A 16,053-nucleotide genomic window follows, 5' to 3' on the forward strand; every position below is an offset into this window, starting at 1 on the left:
TACAGATGACGGTTTTAACGCCTAGTCCGATTCATTCCGATCCTGAAGTTATGGGCGGTACTTTGGTTTTTCGTAATACAAGAGTTTCGACTCAAACACTTCTGGATTATTTGGATGATGGTTTTAGTTTAGAAGAATTTTTAGATAATTTTCCGTCTGTTGATCGGCAAGACGCTTTGGCTTTTTTAGGTCATAAAAATCTGGAAAAATGACTACACCAATATCATTAGATTTTCCACTGGCTAAGGCTGAATACTTACTCACTCGTGTTGCCGAATTTGGGAAAGGAGGTGATAAACGTAATTACTGGCAAAATATTTTGGGATTTCGATCAGCAGAGCATATTCGCAAAGCTATTTTAGATGAAATTACCATTGAAAAACTTACTCCTCAAGGTATTCATCCCTATGGCGATCGCCTAGTTGCGATTATTCAAATAAACACCCCCTTGGGTCGTTCGCAACCAATTTTAACTGTTTGGCTGGTTCCTTTTGAAGCTAAGATTGCTCGTTTTATTACTGCGATACCTAATCATTAGACGAGGTAAATATGAAATCTTTTAATTTATTTGATACGGTTAAAACTATTGAAGAAATTACTCTTTCAAATGGTGATATTGCGCCGATTGATACTATTGGTGTGATTGTCGAGATTTATAATGATGGTGAAGCCTATGAAGTAGAATTATTTGGGAATTGGGTTGAATATAATCAACAGGGAGAATTTGTTGCTAGTCATTCAAATAGTCCCAATGCTTTTGTGGAAACGATCGCTGTGATTACTCTCTATCCTCAGCAAATTAATTTTGTGAAGCCAGCGAGGGAAACGGTCGGAATTAGGGCGCAACTTTTAGGAGTATTGGATGAACTCAGTGAGGACAAATTAAATCAGGTTAAGGATTTTGCGGAAACTTTGCGATAATTTTCATTGGTGAACTGCCTTTGCTCTCTTTTGCCAAGTTTTTAAATTTCTGCTTTAATCAAGATAGATAAGCTATTTGGGTAATAATATGCAATATCAAATCAAACTTAAAAAAAGTGAAGAAGGTTATGCGGTTTGGTGTCCTAGTCTGCCAGGTTGTGCTTCCCAGGGTGAAACAAGAGAAGAGCCCATTGCTAATATTAAGGATGCGATCGCGGTTTATGTAGATGTCTTGAATGAATTAAAATGATGGTGGGGGCGCAAGGCTTGCGACCAAAAATTTCATAGGAGAAATTCAATGACTTTGGATTGGTTAAAAAATATAGACCCCGATACTCTGGCTAAGTTTGCGGCCCTTGAGGTAAAACGGGATGATGATTGGTTCTTGAAGGAAAGTATAGAAATTATAATGGTCATGCCCGACTCAACTCAGGTTTATAAATTCTGGAGGGCAAATCTGGATTGTTTAAATGAGGATTTATTAACAATTCTGGAACAGTGGGCGAAAAAAAATCTAACCTCATCTCGCTCTAAAAAAGCCTGCGCTCTTGCTAAGGAACTGATCTTTTTTAGTGATTATGTTCAGGAATTTCCGTTAGGTTCTATTGCGATTAATAAGGAATTAGCGATCAAAGGTTATCAACTGGCTTTAACCGTTTTGACTTTTAAAAAATTTCCCCAGGATTGGGCAAGAATACAAAACGGACTGGGAATTGCTTACCAAAACAGAATAAGAGGGGAACGGGCTGATAATTTAGAAACCGCGATTACTTGTTATCAAGAAGCTCTTAAGGTTTGCACTTTTGAGGCTTTTCCCCAACAATGGGCAATGACTAAAATGAATCTGGGAACTGCTTACGGCGAAAGAATAAGAGGGGAACGGACTGATAATTTAGAAAACGCGATCACTTGCTTTCAAGAGGCTCTTAAGGTTTATACTTTTACTGCTTTTCCCGAAGCTTGGGCAAGTAATCAAATGAATCTGGGAAATGCTTACCGTAAAAGAATAAGAGGGGAACGGGCTGATAATTTAGAAAACGCGATCACTTATTATCAAGAAGCTCTTAAGGTTAGAACTTTCGATGCTTTTCCCCAAGATTGGGCAATGACTCAAATAAATCTGGGAAATGTTTACTCTGACAGAATAAGAGGGGAACGGGCTGATAATTTAGAAACTGCGATCGTTTGTTATCAAGAGGCTCTTAAGGTTTATACCTTTGATGCTCTTCCCCAGAATTGGGCAATGACTCAAGGCAATTTGGCAGTAGCTTTAGGCTCAAGGGCATCTTTAACTAATAATGCTCAAGATTTAGATCAAGCCATTGAACTATATGGTCAAGCTTTAACGGTTTCGGCTCCTGGTAGTTATTACTTTATTAGCCAGCAATACAGGTTAGGTCATACTTTAGCTCGTCGCTACGAAACCAGCAAAAATCCTGATGATCTGCAAAAATCCATAGCTGCCTATCAAATCGCCCTAGATTACCTCAGTCCCGAACATTACAATCGCCAACAATATTGGCAAGCGATCCCCGCCACTCAAGCCATTTTAGGCAGTCGTTTAGTCCGTGACGGCAACTGGCAAGAAGGATTGAAACTTTTAATTAATAGCCTCAATCAACTTAAAACAGGGGATAATTCCCTAGTTTATGCCAACGCCCTCTATCAAACAGGCTATGCCTACGAACTCCTCAGCGATCAAGAAAATGCTCGGCTTTATTATCGGGATGCCCTGCGACTGTATGAACATCTTCAGGATTTAGCTGGCATTGCCACAAGTCGGGAAAGTTTAGGGAATGTGTTCGTTTCCCAAGGTCATCTGGAAAAAGGAATGTCTGAATTAGCCCAAGCTCGTGACATTTATCAACAATTAGGTAAAACCGAAGCCGCCGAAAAAGTGGATAATACTTATCAATCGGTTCAGCAAGTCTGGGAACAGGTAAAAAGTGAGGTCTTAGAATGACAACAGCAGATGACATTTTCGAGCAATCCGCTAACAATATTCAAAACTTAGGACTCAGAGAAATTCCGTTCACAGAAAGCCCGACTGATCTCCAAAATAAAACCCTAGATCGTATTTTTACAGGTCGTGAAAAGGAACTCCGTCAAGTTTTTAATCTCTTTCAGAACCGAGAACGTCGCCGCATTTTAATCTATGGACGGATTGGGATCGGCAAAACTGCCTTTTTATTAGAAATTTTGTCGGTATTAAAGCGTAAACGCCCTAAAATGCTGACAACCTATATTTCTCTACCTTCCGAACTCGATTTGGCCACAACTGCTCTGATTGCATTAGCGAAAGCCATGCCTGATGATGACTGGGCGCAACGACAACTTCATCAAATGGGAATCCCCACCGCCAAAGAGATAAAAGAACGCACTTCCGAAGCAGGAGCAAATGCGGTTTTTGTCGGCAAGTTTAGTGAAAAAGATGTCTCTGCAACCAAAGCCCAATATCCCACCCTTAGCCTGGAAACTTTATTAGACCACGCCCTCGAAAAATATCCCGATGGGGTATTAATTGCCATTGATGATCTCGATAAACAAAACCCCAGAAGAGTCCGAGAATTAATGCACGATGCCCAGGGAATCTTAAAAGGAAAAGCCTGGTTTATGCTTACAGGTCATCCCTTGGGAATAACAGGGGATTTATTGACCAGTGAAAGGGGATTATTTGATCTACAACTTAAATTAGATGAACTCGATCAGCCTACCACCTACAAAATGCTGATTAATTACCTTAATAGTGCGCGAATTAATAATAATTGCGATGACGTGAATGACCCTCGTTCTGTTTTACCTTTTTCAAAAGAGACAGCCGCAGAATTTTGTCGTGTTTCCCTTGGTAAACCCCGCTTTTTTAATCGCTTAGGTAACGCAGTTCTCTCTACTGCCGCTAACTTAGAAGTAAGTCGCATTACCCCAGAAGTTTTGCAACAAGGATTTAAAACCATAGAAAAAGATCGCAAACTACTTCTAGCGGAAAAAGTGATGGAAAACCGCATTTTTCAACTACTACAAAAACGAGGTTCTTTATCCGATGAAACTATCATGATCGAAGAACTAGAATTACTCGGCGTTAAAAGTTATTCCGAAATTGTTCCCTATCTAGAACGCCTTGATGATGAAGATTTTGTTCAACGATCGCCCCAATTAGACGCGATCGCTTATACACCGATTTTGTTACCTTCTAGCGATCCTTAAATTAGAAGAAATAATCAATATTCAGAGGCGATCGCTCTTTTTCCTGATTGTTATCCCGTTAAGCGATCGCTTTTTATTCCCGTATCCCGTTAGGCGATCGCATCTTAACAAGATAAAATTGTAAGTAGGGCTTGCTGAAAAAAGCTGAAACCTTTACGGAGAAAAATAGTAGGCGAATTAAGAACCGCTAGAATGCACGAAAATAGGGTAGAATGCCTCAAAACCATTGCATTAAGAAGAGAGAAAGCAGATGTACCGAAAGCAACAGTACTCAATTGAAACACCAGAAAACTTGAAAAATCTGTTCGGCGGGCAGTTAGACGAAGAAAATCGTTGGATAGAAATGTCAAAAATGATTCCCTGGGAAGAATATGAGGAAGAATATGCAAAAAACTTCACAGAAAAAAAAGGAGCCCCAGCCAAATCATTTAGAATGGCATTAGGAGCATTAATTATCAAAGAAATTTCAGGAAAAAGTGACAGAGAAACAGTAGAACAAATAAAAGAGAACCCTTATTTACAGTACTTTATAGGAATGGAAAGCTATAGTAGCAAAGAAGCATTTAATGCGTCAATGATGGTTCATTTTCGTAAAAAAATAGGAATGGAATTAATAAATAAAATTAATAAAGAAATAGAAAAAAAGCGACGGGTGTAGCGTCAGGAAAAAAAAGAAAATGAAGGAAAGTTACTGTTAGATGCGACTTGTACACCAGCAGATATAAAATATCCAACGGATATAGGAATATTGAATGATGCCAGAGAAAAAACAGAAAAAATAATAGATAAGCGATATGAAGAAATAAAAGAGAAAAGGAAAGAAAAGCCGAGGACTTATAGGGAAGTGGCAAGAAAAGAGTACTTAGCCATAGCAAAAAAACGTCGTGTGTCAAAAAAAGAAAGAAGAAAAGGAACAAAAAAACAACTAGGATATATAAAAAGAAACTTGTCTGATATAGAAAAAATGATAGAAGAGGGAGCAAAGTTAGAAAAACTAACGAAAAAAGAGCAAGAAGAGCTTGTAACGATAGGAAAAGTGTATGAGCAACAGTTAGAAATGTATGAAAAAAAGACAAATAAAGTAGAAAACAGAATCGTGAGTGTAAGCCAACCTCACGTGCGTCCAATAGTGCGTGGAAAAGCGGGAAAAGCAGTAGAGTTTGGAGCTAAAATATCGGCAAGTAATGTGAATGGCTTTGTCTTCTTAGACAAATTAAGTTGGGATAATTAGGGCTTGCTGAAAAAGTCAAAAAACGAAAGAAATGTGGGTTAGGGAAGTATGGACTGAAAAAGCATAGATAACTTATCCTTATGGAAACAAATCAAAATACAGATTTTGTTTAATCTATTGTTCCTTTCTGTCTAAAAAGGTCAACACAAATCACTCCTCACAAAAGAGAGGAAAATTAACACCATTTTTCACAAGAAAAACGACTCTACAACTTTTTACTTTTTGTCTTCTGAAGTAGAGTAGAAAGATTCATTACCAAAAAGTTCATCGCAATTACCGTTTCCGAGGTCTCAGGTAGTTTGGCCATCACTCGACCAAGACTAAATTTCCTCTTTCCCTGTCCGAATTTACCCTCAATGGCATTACGCACTCTTTCATCTGAGCGTGCCTCTTTCTTTTTTTCTTTGCTCACCTCTTTCGGCGGTCTTCCCAATCGGGGACCACTCATTCTTATATCCCTTTCTTTACAATAAGCTCGATTCGCTTTTGTTCGATAGATTTTATCCACATGAACCGATTCCGGATAACATCCTGTTTCCCTTTTATATTCTTCTATTCGCGCTTGTAAATCTCCCGATTCGTTGTAATTATCCCAACTTAATTTGTCTAAGAAGACAAAGCCATTCACATTACTTGCCGATATTTTAGCTCCAAACTCTACTGCTTTTCCCGCTTTTCCACGCACTATTGGACGCACGTGAGGTTGGCTTACACTCACAATTCTGTTTTCTACTTTATTTGTCTTTTTTTCATACATTTCTAACTGTTGCTCATACACTTTTCCTATCGTTACAAGCTCTTCTTGCTCTTTTTTCGTTAGTTTTTCTAACTTTGCTCCCTCTTCTATCATTTTTTCTATATCAGACAAGTTTCTTTTTATATATCCTAGTTGTTTTTTTGTTCCTTTTCTTCTTTCTTTTTTTGACACACGACGTTTTTTTGCTATGGCTAAGTACTCTTTTCTTGCCACTTCCCTATAAGTCCTCGGCTTTTCTTTCCTTTTCTCTTTTATTTCTTCATACAGCTTATCTATTATTTTTTCTGTTTTTTCTCTGGCATCATTCAATATTCCTATATCCGTTGGATATTTTATATCTGCTGGTGTACAAGTCGCATCTAACAATAACTTTCCTTCATTTTCTTTTTTTTCTGACGCTACACCCGTCGCTTTTTTTTCTATTTCTTTATTAATTTTATTTATTAATTCCATTCCTATTTTTTTACGAAAATGAACCATCATTGACGCATTAAATGCTTCTTTGCTACTATAGCTTTCCATTCCTATAAAGTACTGTAAATAAGGGTTCTCTTTTATTTGTTCTACTGTTTCTCTGTCACTTTTTCCTGAAATTTCTTTGATAATTAATGCTCCTAATGCCATTCTAAATGATTTGGCTGGGGCTCCTTTTTTTTCTGTGAAGTTTTTTGCATATTCTTCCTCATATTCTTCCCAAAGAATCATTTTTGACATTTCTATCCAACGATTTTCTTCGTCTAACTGCCCGCCGAACAGATTTTTCAAGTTTTCTGGTGTTTCAATTGAGTACTGTTGCTTTCGGTACATCTGCTTTCTCTCTTCTTAATGCAATGGTTTTGAGGCATTCTACCCTATTTTCGTGCATTCTAGCGGTTCTTAATTCGCCTACTATTTTTCTCCGTAAAGGTCTCAGCTTTTTTCAGCAAGCCCTAATTACAACGAATCGGGAGATTTACAAGCGCGAATAGAAGAATATAAAAGGGAAACAGGATGTTATCCGGAATCGGTTCATGTGGATAAAATCTATCGAACAAAAGCGAATCGAGCTTATTGTAAAGAAAGGGATATAAGAATGAGTGGTCCCCGATTGGGAAGACCGCCGAAAGAGGTGAGCAAAGAAAAAAAGAAAGAGGCACGCTCAGATGAAAGAGTGCGTAATGCCATTGAGGGTAAATTCGGACAGGGAAAGAGGAAATTTAGTCTTGGTCGAGTGATGGCCAAACTACCTGAGACCTCGGAAACGGTAATTGCGATGAACTTTTTGGTAATGAATCTTTCTACTCTACTTCAGAAGACAAAAAGTAAAAAGTTGTAGAGTCGTTTTTCTTGTGAAAAATGGTGTTAATTTTCCTCTCTTTTGTGAGGAGTGATTTGTGTTGACCTTTTTAGACAGAAAGGAACAATAGATTAAACAAAATCTGTATTTTGATTTGTTTCCATAAGGATAAGTTATCTATGCTTTTTCAGTCCATACTTCCCTAACCCACATTTCTTTCGTTTTTTGACTTTTTCAGCAAGCCCTAAGTAGAAAAATTGATGGAAATCTAGATTATGACAACAACCGCCGATGATGTGTGGCGATTACTAGTAGTCTAAGGCGTAAGTTAAGATACTATTATTAGGCAACCGATAAAAAGATAAATATAGGTATATAGGAGAAAAAGTCATGCCCCGATTAGCCCCCAAAGAGTTAAAGTTGGAAGCAAAAGAACGAGAACATCTAGAAAAACTGATAAATCGTCATACAACAGAGCAGCAAATTGCCTTAAGGGCGAAAATAGTGCTTCTGGCAGATGAGGGAGAAAATAATCGAGAAATTGCTAGAAAATTAAAAATCAGCCGAAAAATGGCAAGTCAATGGAGAGAAAGATGGATAGCAGGACAGAAAAGTGAAATAGAAATAACAGAAAGAATCAAAGATGCTGAACGTAGTGGAGCACCCGCCAAGTTTAAACGCGAACAAATATTGCAGTTGTTCAAATTAGCCTGTGATGACCCAAAGAATTATGAGCGTCCGATAAGTCACTGGACAGGACGAGAATTAGCCGAGGAATTAGTAAAGCAAGGAATAGTGGAAAGTATATCTCCTCGACAGGTAGGAAGATTATGGGAAGAAGCAGATATTAAACCCCATCAGTCAGGATACTGGCTGAATCCCCCCCCTGACCCAAATTTTGGGGAAAAAGTGAATGATATCTGCCAAGCCTATGAGAGTGCAATTTTAGGAAAGGAAAAGGGAGAAAAGACTATTTCTCTAGATGAAATGACGGGAATTCAAGCATTAGAGCGGAAAGCACCAGACCTTCCGATGTCTCAGGGGAAGATTCAAGGTCGAGAATTTGAATATATTCGTCACGGCACTCAAACGTTAATAGCCAGTTTTGATGTGGCCAAGGGTCAAGTAATCTGCTCTACAGTCGGAAATACTCGCACAGAGGCAGACTATTTAAGCCATATCCAAAAAACCATTGCCACCAGCCCTGATGTAGCAAAATGGCACTTGAGCATGGATTGCCTAAATACCCATCAGTCAGAATCTTTGGTTCGCTATGTAGCAGAATTTGAGGGACTTAATCTTGAATTAGGAGAGAAGGGCAAGAGTGGCATCCTTCAATCAATGGCGAGTAGAGCAACTTTTCTCAGTGACCCCAATCATCGAATTGTTTTTCACTTCACACCGAAGCATTGTTCATGGCTCAATCAAATTGAGATTTGGTTTGGTATTTTAATGCGTAAGTTACTGAAACGAGGAAATTTTCTCAGTCAAGATGATTTAAGAACGCAAATTCTTGAATTCATCGACTATTTTAACCGCACTATGGCGAAGCCCTTTCGATGGACGTATCGGGGGAAGGTTTTGGCTGCTTAAATTTTATAGCACCCAAACTTACGCCTTGGACTACTAGCATGGTTACTTAGGGCTTGCTGAAAAAAGCTGAAACCTTTACGGAGAAAAATAGTAGGCGAATTAAGAACCGCTAGAATGCACGAAAATAGGGTAGAATGCCTCAAAACCATTGCATTAAGAAGAGAGAAAGCAGATGTACCGAAAGCAACAGTACTCAATTGAAACACCAGAAAACTTGAAAAATCTGTTCGGCGGGCAGTTAGACGAAGAAAATCGTTGGATAGAAATGTCAAAAATGATTCCCTGGGAAGAATATGAGGAAGAATATGCAAAAAACTTCACAGAAAAAAAAGGAGCCCCAGCCAAATCATTTAGAATGGCATTAGGAGCATTAATTATCAAAGAAATTTCAGGAAAAAGTGACAGAGAAACAGTAGAACAAATAAAAGAGAACCCTTATTTACAGTACTTTATAGGAATGGAAAGCTATAGTAGCAAAGAAGCATTTAATGCGTCAATGATGGTTCATTTTCGTAAAAAAATAGGAATGGAATTAATAAATAAAATTAATAAAGAAATAGAAAAAAAAGCGACGGGTGTAGCGTCAGAAAAAAAAGAAAATGAAGGAAAGTTATTGTTAGATGCGACTTGTACACCAGCAGATATAAAATATCCAACGGATATAGGAATATTGAATGATGCCAGAGAAAAAACAGAAAAAATAATAGATAAGCTGTATGAAGAAATAAAAGAGAAAAGGAAAGAAAAGCCGAGGACTTATAGGGAAGTGGCAAGAAAAGAGTACTTAGCCATAGCAAAAAAACGTCGTGTGTCAAAAAAAGAAAGAAGAAAAGGAACAAAAAAACAACTAGGATATATAAAAAGAAACTTGTCTGATATAGAAAAAATGATAGAAGAGGGAGCAAAGTTAGAAAAACTAACGAAAAAAGAGCAAGAAGAGCTTGTAACGATAGGAAAAGTGTATGAGCAACAGTTAGAAATGTATGAAAAAAAGACAAATAAAGTAGAAAACAGAATTGTGAGTGTAAGCCAACCTCACGTGCGTCCAATAGTGCGTGGAAAAGCGGGAAAAGCAGTAGAGTTTGGAGCTAAAATATCGGCAAGTAATGTGAATGGCTTTGTCTTCTTAGACTGGACAGTGAGAAGTTCTCGAGGCGTGTAAGTGGAGAAAAGAAAATCGGACATCCGATACAAAAGAGTGCCGTTATGTCCGAAACTGGCTGATATAAGAAAATCGGCGTTGCTTAATCAGGGTATGAAATAGAATTTTGCATACATCTAGAAACCAGTGTGAGTCAATGTTTTAAAAATTGCATCTTTAGAGATTCATACCTCAAGTCAGCAACGCCAGAAAATCGATAGCCAGTGCTATCTATCAATTATGCAACTATGTCAGCGACTAGAGCAAATCCTCAATAATCTCCGTCCAGCCTTTAGCCGAGAAGCAACGTTCCAATGGTTTATCCTGTTAGTCTGGGGAGTAGTGCTCAACAGCCAACCCAGCGCAATAACTAGCTATGTCAATGCCATTGGCTTAACAGAGAGCTACTACAATCAGGCTCTACATTGGTTTGATTCCAAGGCGTTTAGGGTCGAAGGACTAACTTTACAATGGTCAAAGTGGCTAAGTCAGCATGAAAGTCTATACAGAATTAAAGGGAAACGGGTGTATGTGGGTGATGGCATCAAAGTGGGGAAAGAAGGACGCAAGATGCCAGGTGTAAAACGACTACACCAAGAATCGGAAGATGTGTCCAAGCCAGAGTGGATAAGGGGTCATTACTTCAATGCCTTGAGTATTTTGGTGGGAGTAGGGAAAGCCTGCTTTGCCTTGCCCTTAGTGTTGCGGCTAGACGATGGCATCAAGTCCAAAGCAACCGAGAAGGGGGAGGGAAAAGGCAAAAAAAAGGTGAAGACGAGCCTGGTGACAAAAATGGCTGACCTTTGTGTTACTTACGCAGAGGCAGGGAGTTATGTAATTTTGGATGCTTATTTTGCTTGCGAACCAGTGCTCAAAAGTTTTCGCCAGAACGCCTTGCATCTATACTGAACACGGTCACAAGTTGCGAATTTTAAAAATAAGAGATAATATAGTAAAAATAGAAAAAGTAGTCAAGAGGCTGAGAAATGATTAAGTTAGAATTTACGGAAGAAGACAAAAGACTGTTGTCTTACGGTCGGTTTAATCACCCGCATCCTAGAGTACAGCTAAAGATGGAAGTTTTATGGTTAAAAAGTCAGGGATTATCTCATCAAAAAATTGCTCAATTCGCAGGAGTTTCAGTAAATACGGTGACAAGCTATATCCGTGATTATCAAGAGGGCGGGATAGAAAAACTAAAAGAAATAAAATTTAATCGCCCGAAAAGCGAGTTAACAGAGCATCAAGGGACAATTGAGGCATATTTTGAGTCAAATCCACCAGCAAGAATAAATGAAGCAGTAAAAAGAATAGAAGAATTAACGGGAATAAAAAGAAGTCCAACGCAAGTCAGAAAATTTTTAAAGTCAATAGGAATGAGGTGTCTAAAGGTGGGAACAATTCCATCAAAAGCAGATGTAGAAGCTCAGGATAGCTATAGAGAAAAAGAGCTAGAACCAAGGCTAGAAGAGGCAAAAGCAGGAAAAAGGGCAGTTTTCTTTGTAGATGCCTCTCATTTTGTAATGGGAGCATTTGTAAATTTTATATGGTGCTTCAAAAGGATTTTTATTAAGTCACCATCAGGGAGAAAACGTTTTAATGTGTTAGGAGCATTAAATGCAATTACCCATGAAGTAATTATGGTAACGAACAGTTCTTATATTACGGGAACTCAGGTTTGTGAACTCCTAGAAAAGATAGCAGAATTAGGACTATTAATACCGATTACGTTGGTATTAGACAATGCTCGTTATCAAAAATGCCGAATTGTGCAGGAGTTGGCAGAATCATTAGGAATAGAGTTACTGTACTTACCTCCTTATTCTCCTAACTTGAATTTAATTGAAAGACTGTGGAAGTTTGTGAAGAAGAAGTGTTTATACGCAAAATATTATGAAGATTTTACGCAGTTTTCTGCAGCAATTTCAGGATGTCTTGAAGATGCTAACGCAAAATATAAGGAGGAGCTTGATTCTTTGCTCACCTTACGATTTCAACGCTTTGATAAATCTCAGATTATGAACGTTTGAAGTATAACCCACATTCCGCAGGTAAGTCAAGAGACAAAGTAGTACTTTTGACATGAAGAGCCAAGAAAGGAAAGAATATGTTTGTGTTTGGAGGTCAAATTAACGATAGTTTGAATGCCGTCAATCTCTAACCAACGGATACAGCAATTCCAAACTGGACAGTGGGAAGTTCTCGAGGCGTGTAAGTGGAGAAAAGAAAATCGGACATCCGATACAAAAGAGTGCCGTTATGTCCGAAACTGGCTGATATAAGAAAATCGATAGCCAGTGCTATCTATCAATTATGCAACTATGTCAGCGACTAGAGCAAATCCTCAATAATCTCCGTCCAGCCTTTAGCCGAGAAGCAACGTTCCAATGGTTTATCCTGTTAGTCTGGGGAGTAGTGCTCAACAGCCAACCCAGCGCAATAACTAGCTATGTCAATGCCATTGGCTTAACAGAGAGCTACTACAATCAGGCTCTACATTGGTTTGATTCCAAGGCGTTTAGGGTCGAAGGACTAACTTTACAATGGTCAAAGTGGCTAAGTCAGCATGAAAGTCTATACAGAATTAAAGGGAAACGGGTGTATGTGGGTGATGGCATCAAAGTGGGGAAAGAAGGACGCAAGATGCCAGGTGTAAAACGACTACACCAAGAATCGGAAGATGTGTCCAAGCCAGAGTGGATAAGGGGTCATTACTTCAATGCCTTGAGTATTTTGGTGGGAGTAGGGAAAGCCTGCTTTGCCTTGCCCTTAGTGTTGCGGCTAGACGATGGCATCAAGTCCAAAGCAACCGAGAAGGGGGAGGGAAAAGGCAAAAAAAAGGTGAAGACGAGCCTGGTGACAAAAATGGCTGACCTTTGTGTTACTTACGCAGAGGCAGGGAGTTATGTAATTTTGGATGCTTATTTTGCTTGCGAACCAGTGCTCAAAAGTTTTCGCCAGAACGCCTTGCATCTAATCACAAGAGTGCGTTGCTCCACCGTCGCCTATGCCCCCTTTTGTTCCGTGCCGACGCTGACGGGGAGAGGACGACCACGGATTTGGGGGAGTTCGATAAAACTAGAAAAGCTGTTCGCTCTGGCGGCGGACTTTCCGACAGCTAAAGTCTGGCTCTATGGTCAACAAGTCACGGTTTCTTATCAGTGCTTTGAGTTCCACTGGGATAGTCCCCATCAGCTCGTCAAGTTTGTTCTGACCCAATTGCCTAACGGACGACGACTGATTCTGCTTTCTACTGATCTCTGTTTGACTGGACCTGAGATTATTGCCGCTTACGGTCTCCGATTTAAGATTGAAGTCACTTTTCGTCAATTAGTCCATCTTTTGGGCAGCTTTGCCTATCGTTTTTGGCTTAAGAGTCTTCCTACTTTACCTACCTGGCCCAGCAATCTTATCCTCAGTGACTATCCACAAGCTGTTCAGACTCAGATTTTAAACAAGGTAGAAGCCTTTGAGCGTTTTGTTAACCTTAATGCCATTGCTTTAGGGCTACTTCAAATTCTCGCCTTAGAGTTACCCCAGGGGATTTGGGCTAATTTTCCTCGATGGTTTCGGACATTACCATCCCATGGCTACCCTAGTGAACGGATTGCTCAACTAGCCCTTCAACATCAAGCCCAAATGATTTTTCCTCAAAGTCCACCCAGTCTGCTTTTGCCTAAATTCCTTACCGCTAAACTTGCCTCTTCCCCAAGCCCTGATATGCTTACTTTCGTCGCATAGTCATTACCTTATCTGGCATCCATAAACTTCCCACTGTCCAGTTCTTAGACAAATTAAGTTGGGATAATTACAACGAATCGGGAGATTTACAAGCGCGAATAGAAGAATATAAAAGGGAAACAGGATGTTATCCGGAATCGGTTCATGTGGATAAAATCTATCGAACAAAAGCGAATCGAGCTTATTGTAAAGAAAGGGATATAAGAATGAGTGGTCCCCGATTGGGAAGACCGCCGAAAGAGGTGAGCAAAGAAAAAAAGAAAGAGGCACGCTCAGATGAAAGAGTGCGTAATGCCATTGAGGGTAAATTCGGACAGGGAAAGAGGAAATTTAGTCTTGGTCGAGTGATGGCCAAACTACCTGAGACCTCGGAAACGGTAATTGCGATGAACTTTTTGGTAATGAATCTTTCTACTCTACTTCAGAAGACAAAAAGTAAAAAGTTGTAGAGTCGTTTTTCTTGTGAAAAATGGTGTTAATTTTCCTCTCTTTTGTGAGGAGTGATTTGTGTTGACCTTTTTAGACAGAAAGGAACAATAGATTAAACAAAATCTGTATTTTGATTTGTTTCCATAAGGATAAGTTATCTATGCTTTTTCAGTCCATACTTCCCTAACCCACATTTCTTTCGTTTTTTGACTTTTTCAGCAAGCCCTACTTATCCAACGTTTCGCCGCATTTTGCTCACAATCTTGCTTTTCAGAACCGTCTTGAGGGGTAATAAATTCAGGGGGTAAGGAAAAAACTGATTCATGGTCTGGGGAAACAATCACGGGCAATAATGCCTGATGGAAGTAGGTGACTTTTCCCTGTTTTGACGTTTTGGTTGAACAGCATGGACAATTTACTTTTTCCGAACTGTAGTAATTTGTCCCATCCATTGCCACTAGGAGAACACCAGAAAAAAGATGATCCAATGATTATAGCGGTTTGGCAAAGATTTCCACAAACCATTTTTTGAGGCTAGGAAGGCGATTAATCCGTGCTTCAACCTTTTCCATCCCAGCCTTGCTCAGCTTCACTCCTGTCTCATAAACTTTTTCTATCAGTTTCACTACAGGATTTTGACCCCTGAATGTTAGCGTTTTAGCAAAATTAAGCACGGTTTCAACCGTATCCAGTAAACTCCCATTCCAATGTTTTTCTAACCAACCAAAACAACGCTCTATCGGATTATACTTGCTGTGATACGGCGGATAATAAGCCAATTGTATATCTAGCTTTGACGATTCTGTAAAATCAATCATACGCCGCATGAATTGACTACGACGCGAATGATTTTCAGGTCCATTATCCTGATTTATCACCAATTTCTCAATATGACTAAAGCGATGCTTTACACTTTCCCACCAACTTTCTAATATGTCACCAATGCAATCTGCTGTTAATTTGGACGACACAAAAAATAAAGATAATTCATTCTGTTCAGGTAGAAAAATTCCGTAAGGAATTAGAGTAACTTCTGCTCCAAAGTCATGGTAAGAATGCCTCTGTTTTTACCCGCGTTTTTCCACCCCTGTCAAATTCTCCCACTTTGACCCCTACCTTGCCATCTAGCGATATACGCAATGTCTTTGGGTCTTCATCTGCTTCCCTGTTGATTTTTTCGATTTGTTCAAAAATAGCTTCCGTTTCTGCTATCTTTTTTTTCGGTTTGCTTTTTAATACTCTTTTTAAGCTATACCCCAAATCATTCAATTTTCTTCTGATTGTTTCCGATGATGGTAGTTCTTCCTCTTGATAACCTGATTGTACAATCAGTTGCCTACGCACCTCTTCACTTGTTATTCTCGTATATAATCGCGTACTTTTAAAACTTGGGTCTGTTTGACTTTTCGGCTCCACTATCGACTTTATATCTTCTAAGATATTCGGTAATTTTGTTTCTTTTTTTTTGCGCCCACTACGGCTGCGACCATCTATGAATGCTTGACCACTCGTTAATTCTTCTGTTCCTTTGCGGATTGTTCGTCTATTCCACCCTAATTCGCGTTCTGCGAAGGTTTGTCCCCCTATTCCCAAACCTTGTACAACCTGTGCCATGAATTGTCTCCTGTCGCTACCTTTTAGTTTTTTGGCTGTTTCGATGTACAGCGATTTTAGGTCTTCACTGATTTCCGTTACTGATTTTTTCAGCATACAATTTACCTTTTTGTTAAAACTGTCTTTTGCTATTCTATCGGATCATT

Annotated in this window: 10 protein-coding genes and 7 pseudogenes; 14 read left to right on the forward strand and 3 right to left on the reverse strand. The window is 39.1% G+C overall.

Translation table 11 applies throughout. The features are described from left to right. Positions 1-5: 5 nt before the first annotated feature. The 7 genes and pseudogenes from KA717_10745 to KA717_10775 all read left to right on the forward strand — a co-directional run bounded on the left by KA717_10745 (position 6) and on the right by KA717_10775 (position 5,353). Complete coding sequence (locus KA717_10745) at positions 6-212, forward strand: DUF433 domain-containing protein (protein ID UXE63098.1); 207 nt, start codon at positions 6-8, stop codon at positions 210-212. After that, positions 209-538, forward strand: coding sequence for a hypothetical protein (locus KA717_10750; protein ID UXE63099.1), 330 nt, complete (start codon positions 209-211; stop codon positions 536-538). Before KA717_10745 ends, KA717_10750 begins: the two co-directional genes overlap by 4 nt. Before the next feature lie 11 nt (positions 539-549). Then, complete coding sequence (locus KA717_10755) at positions 550-921, forward strand: DUF4926 domain-containing protein (GenBank protein UXE63100.1); 372 nt, start codon at positions 550-552, stop codon at positions 919-921. Between the two features lie 88 nt (positions 922-1,009). After that, entirely contained in the window at positions 1,010-1,171 is a 162-nt protein-coding gene (locus KA717_10760) for a type II toxin-antitoxin system HicB family antitoxin (protein ID UXE63101.1), read from the forward strand. A gap of 48 nt (positions 1,172-1,219) precedes the next feature. Next, a complete protein-coding gene (locus KA717_10765) occupies positions 1,220-2,884 on the forward strand; it encodes a tetratricopeptide repeat protein (GenBank protein UXE63102.1) in 1,665 nt (554 codons plus the stop codon). Then, on the forward strand, positions 2,881-4,125 hold the full coding sequence (locus tag KA717_10770; protein UXE63103.1) for an ATP-binding protein: 1,245 nt from the start codon (positions 2,881-2,883) through the stop codon (positions 4,123-4,125). Before KA717_10765 ends, KA717_10770 begins: the two co-directional genes overlap by 4 nt. A gap of 250 nt (positions 4,126-4,375) precedes the next feature. Then, positions 4,376-5,353 (forward strand): annotated as a pseudogene (locus tag KA717_10775) (IS5 family transposase). A gap of 229 nt (positions 5,354-5,582) precedes the next feature. Here KA717_10775 and KA717_10780 read toward each other — a convergent pair. Then, positions 5,583-6,920 (reverse strand): annotated as a pseudogene (locus KA717_10780) (IS5 family transposase). Positions 6,921-7,044: 124 nt separating this feature from the next. Here KA717_10780 and KA717_10785 point away from each other — a divergent pair. The 7 genes and pseudogenes from KA717_10785 (at position 7,045) to KA717_10815 (ending at position 14,313) form a co-directional block, all read left to right on the forward strand. Further along, positions 7,045-7,428, forward strand: a pseudogene (locus tag KA717_10785) (transposase). Between the two features lie 351 nt (positions 7,429-7,779). Continuing rightward, positions 7,780-8,982 (forward strand): IS630 family transposase, encoded by a 1,203-nt coding sequence (locus tag KA717_10790; GenBank protein UXE63104.1) that lies wholly within the window; start codon positions 7,780-7,782, stop codon positions 8,980-8,982. 172 nt (positions 8,983-9,154) lie between these two features. Further along, a pseudogene (locus tag KA717_10795) lies at positions 9,155-10,114 on the forward strand (IS5 family transposase). Between the two features lie 249 nt (positions 10,115-10,363). After that, positions 10,364-11,032, forward strand: coding sequence for a hypothetical protein (locus tag KA717_10800; GenBank protein UXE63105.1), 669 nt, complete (start codon positions 10,364-10,366; stop codon positions 11,030-11,032). Positions 11,033-11,109: 77 nt separating this feature from the next. Continuing rightward, positions 11,110-12,153: an IS630 family transposase gene (locus KA717_10805; GenBank protein ID UXE63106.1), complete on the forward strand. Its 1,044-nt coding sequence runs from the start codon at positions 11,110-11,112 to the stop codon at positions 12,151-12,153. Positions 12,154-12,436: 283 nt separating this feature from the next. Then, the gene (locus KA717_10810; protein UXE63107.1) at positions 12,437-13,864 is read left to right on the forward strand and encodes a transposase; all 1,428 of its coding nucleotides are present in this window, start codon (positions 12,437-12,439) and stop codon (positions 13,862-13,864) included. Between the two features lie 41 nt (positions 13,865-13,905). Continuing rightward, a pseudogene (locus tag KA717_10815) lies at positions 13,906-14,313 on the forward strand (transposase). A gap of 204 nt (positions 14,314-14,517) precedes the next feature. Here KA717_10815 and KA717_10820 read toward each other — a convergent pair. Next, positions 14,518-14,757, reverse strand: a pseudogene (locus KA717_10820) (ISNCY family transposase). A 27-nt stretch (positions 14,758-14,784) separates the two neighbouring features. Beyond that, positions 14,785-15,907, reverse strand: a pseudogene (locus KA717_10825) (ISAzo13 family transposase). Positions 15,908-16,053: the final 146 nt, after the last annotated feature.

It is taken from the genome of Woronichinia naegeliana WA131 (assembly GCA_025370055.1).
Classification (GTDB): domain Bacteria; phylum Cyanobacteriota; class Cyanobacteriia; order Cyanobacteriales; family Microcystaceae; genus Woronichinia; species Woronichinia naegeliana.

Coding starts and splice junctions, on each gene's coding strand:
- KA717_10745 (UXE63098.1), top strand. CDS start 6: ATGACGGTTTTAACGCCTAGTCCGATTCATTCCGATCCTGAAGTTATG.
- KA717_10750 (UXE63099.1), top strand. CDS start 209: ATGACTACACCAATATCATTAGATTTTCCACTGGCTAAGGCTGAATAC.
- KA717_10755 (UXE63100.1), top strand. CDS start 550: ATGAAATCTTTTAATTTATTTGATACGGTTAAAACTATTGAAGAAATT.
- KA717_10760 (UXE63101.1), top strand. CDS start 1,010: ATGCAATATCAAATCAAACTTAAAAAAAGTGAAGAAGGTTATGCGGTT.
- KA717_10765 (UXE63102.1), top strand. CDS start 1,220: ATGACTTTGGATTGGTTAAAAAATATAGACCCCGATACTCTGGCTAAG.
- KA717_10770 (UXE63103.1), top strand. CDS start 2,881: ATGACAACAGCAGATGACATTTTCGAGCAATCCGCTAACAATATTCAA.
- KA717_10790 (UXE63104.1), top strand. CDS start 7,780: ATGCCCCGATTAGCCCCCAAAGAGTTAAAGTTGGAAGCAAAAGAACGA.
- KA717_10800 (UXE63105.1), top strand. CDS start 10,364: ATGCAACTATGTCAGCGACTAGAGCAAATCCTCAATAATCTCCGTCCA.
- KA717_10805 (UXE63106.1), top strand. CDS start 11,110: ATGATTAAGTTAGAATTTACGGAAGAAGACAAAAGACTGTTGTCTTAC.
- KA717_10810 (UXE63107.1), top strand. CDS start 12,437: ATGCAACTATGTCAGCGACTAGAGCAAATCCTCAATAATCTCCGTCCA.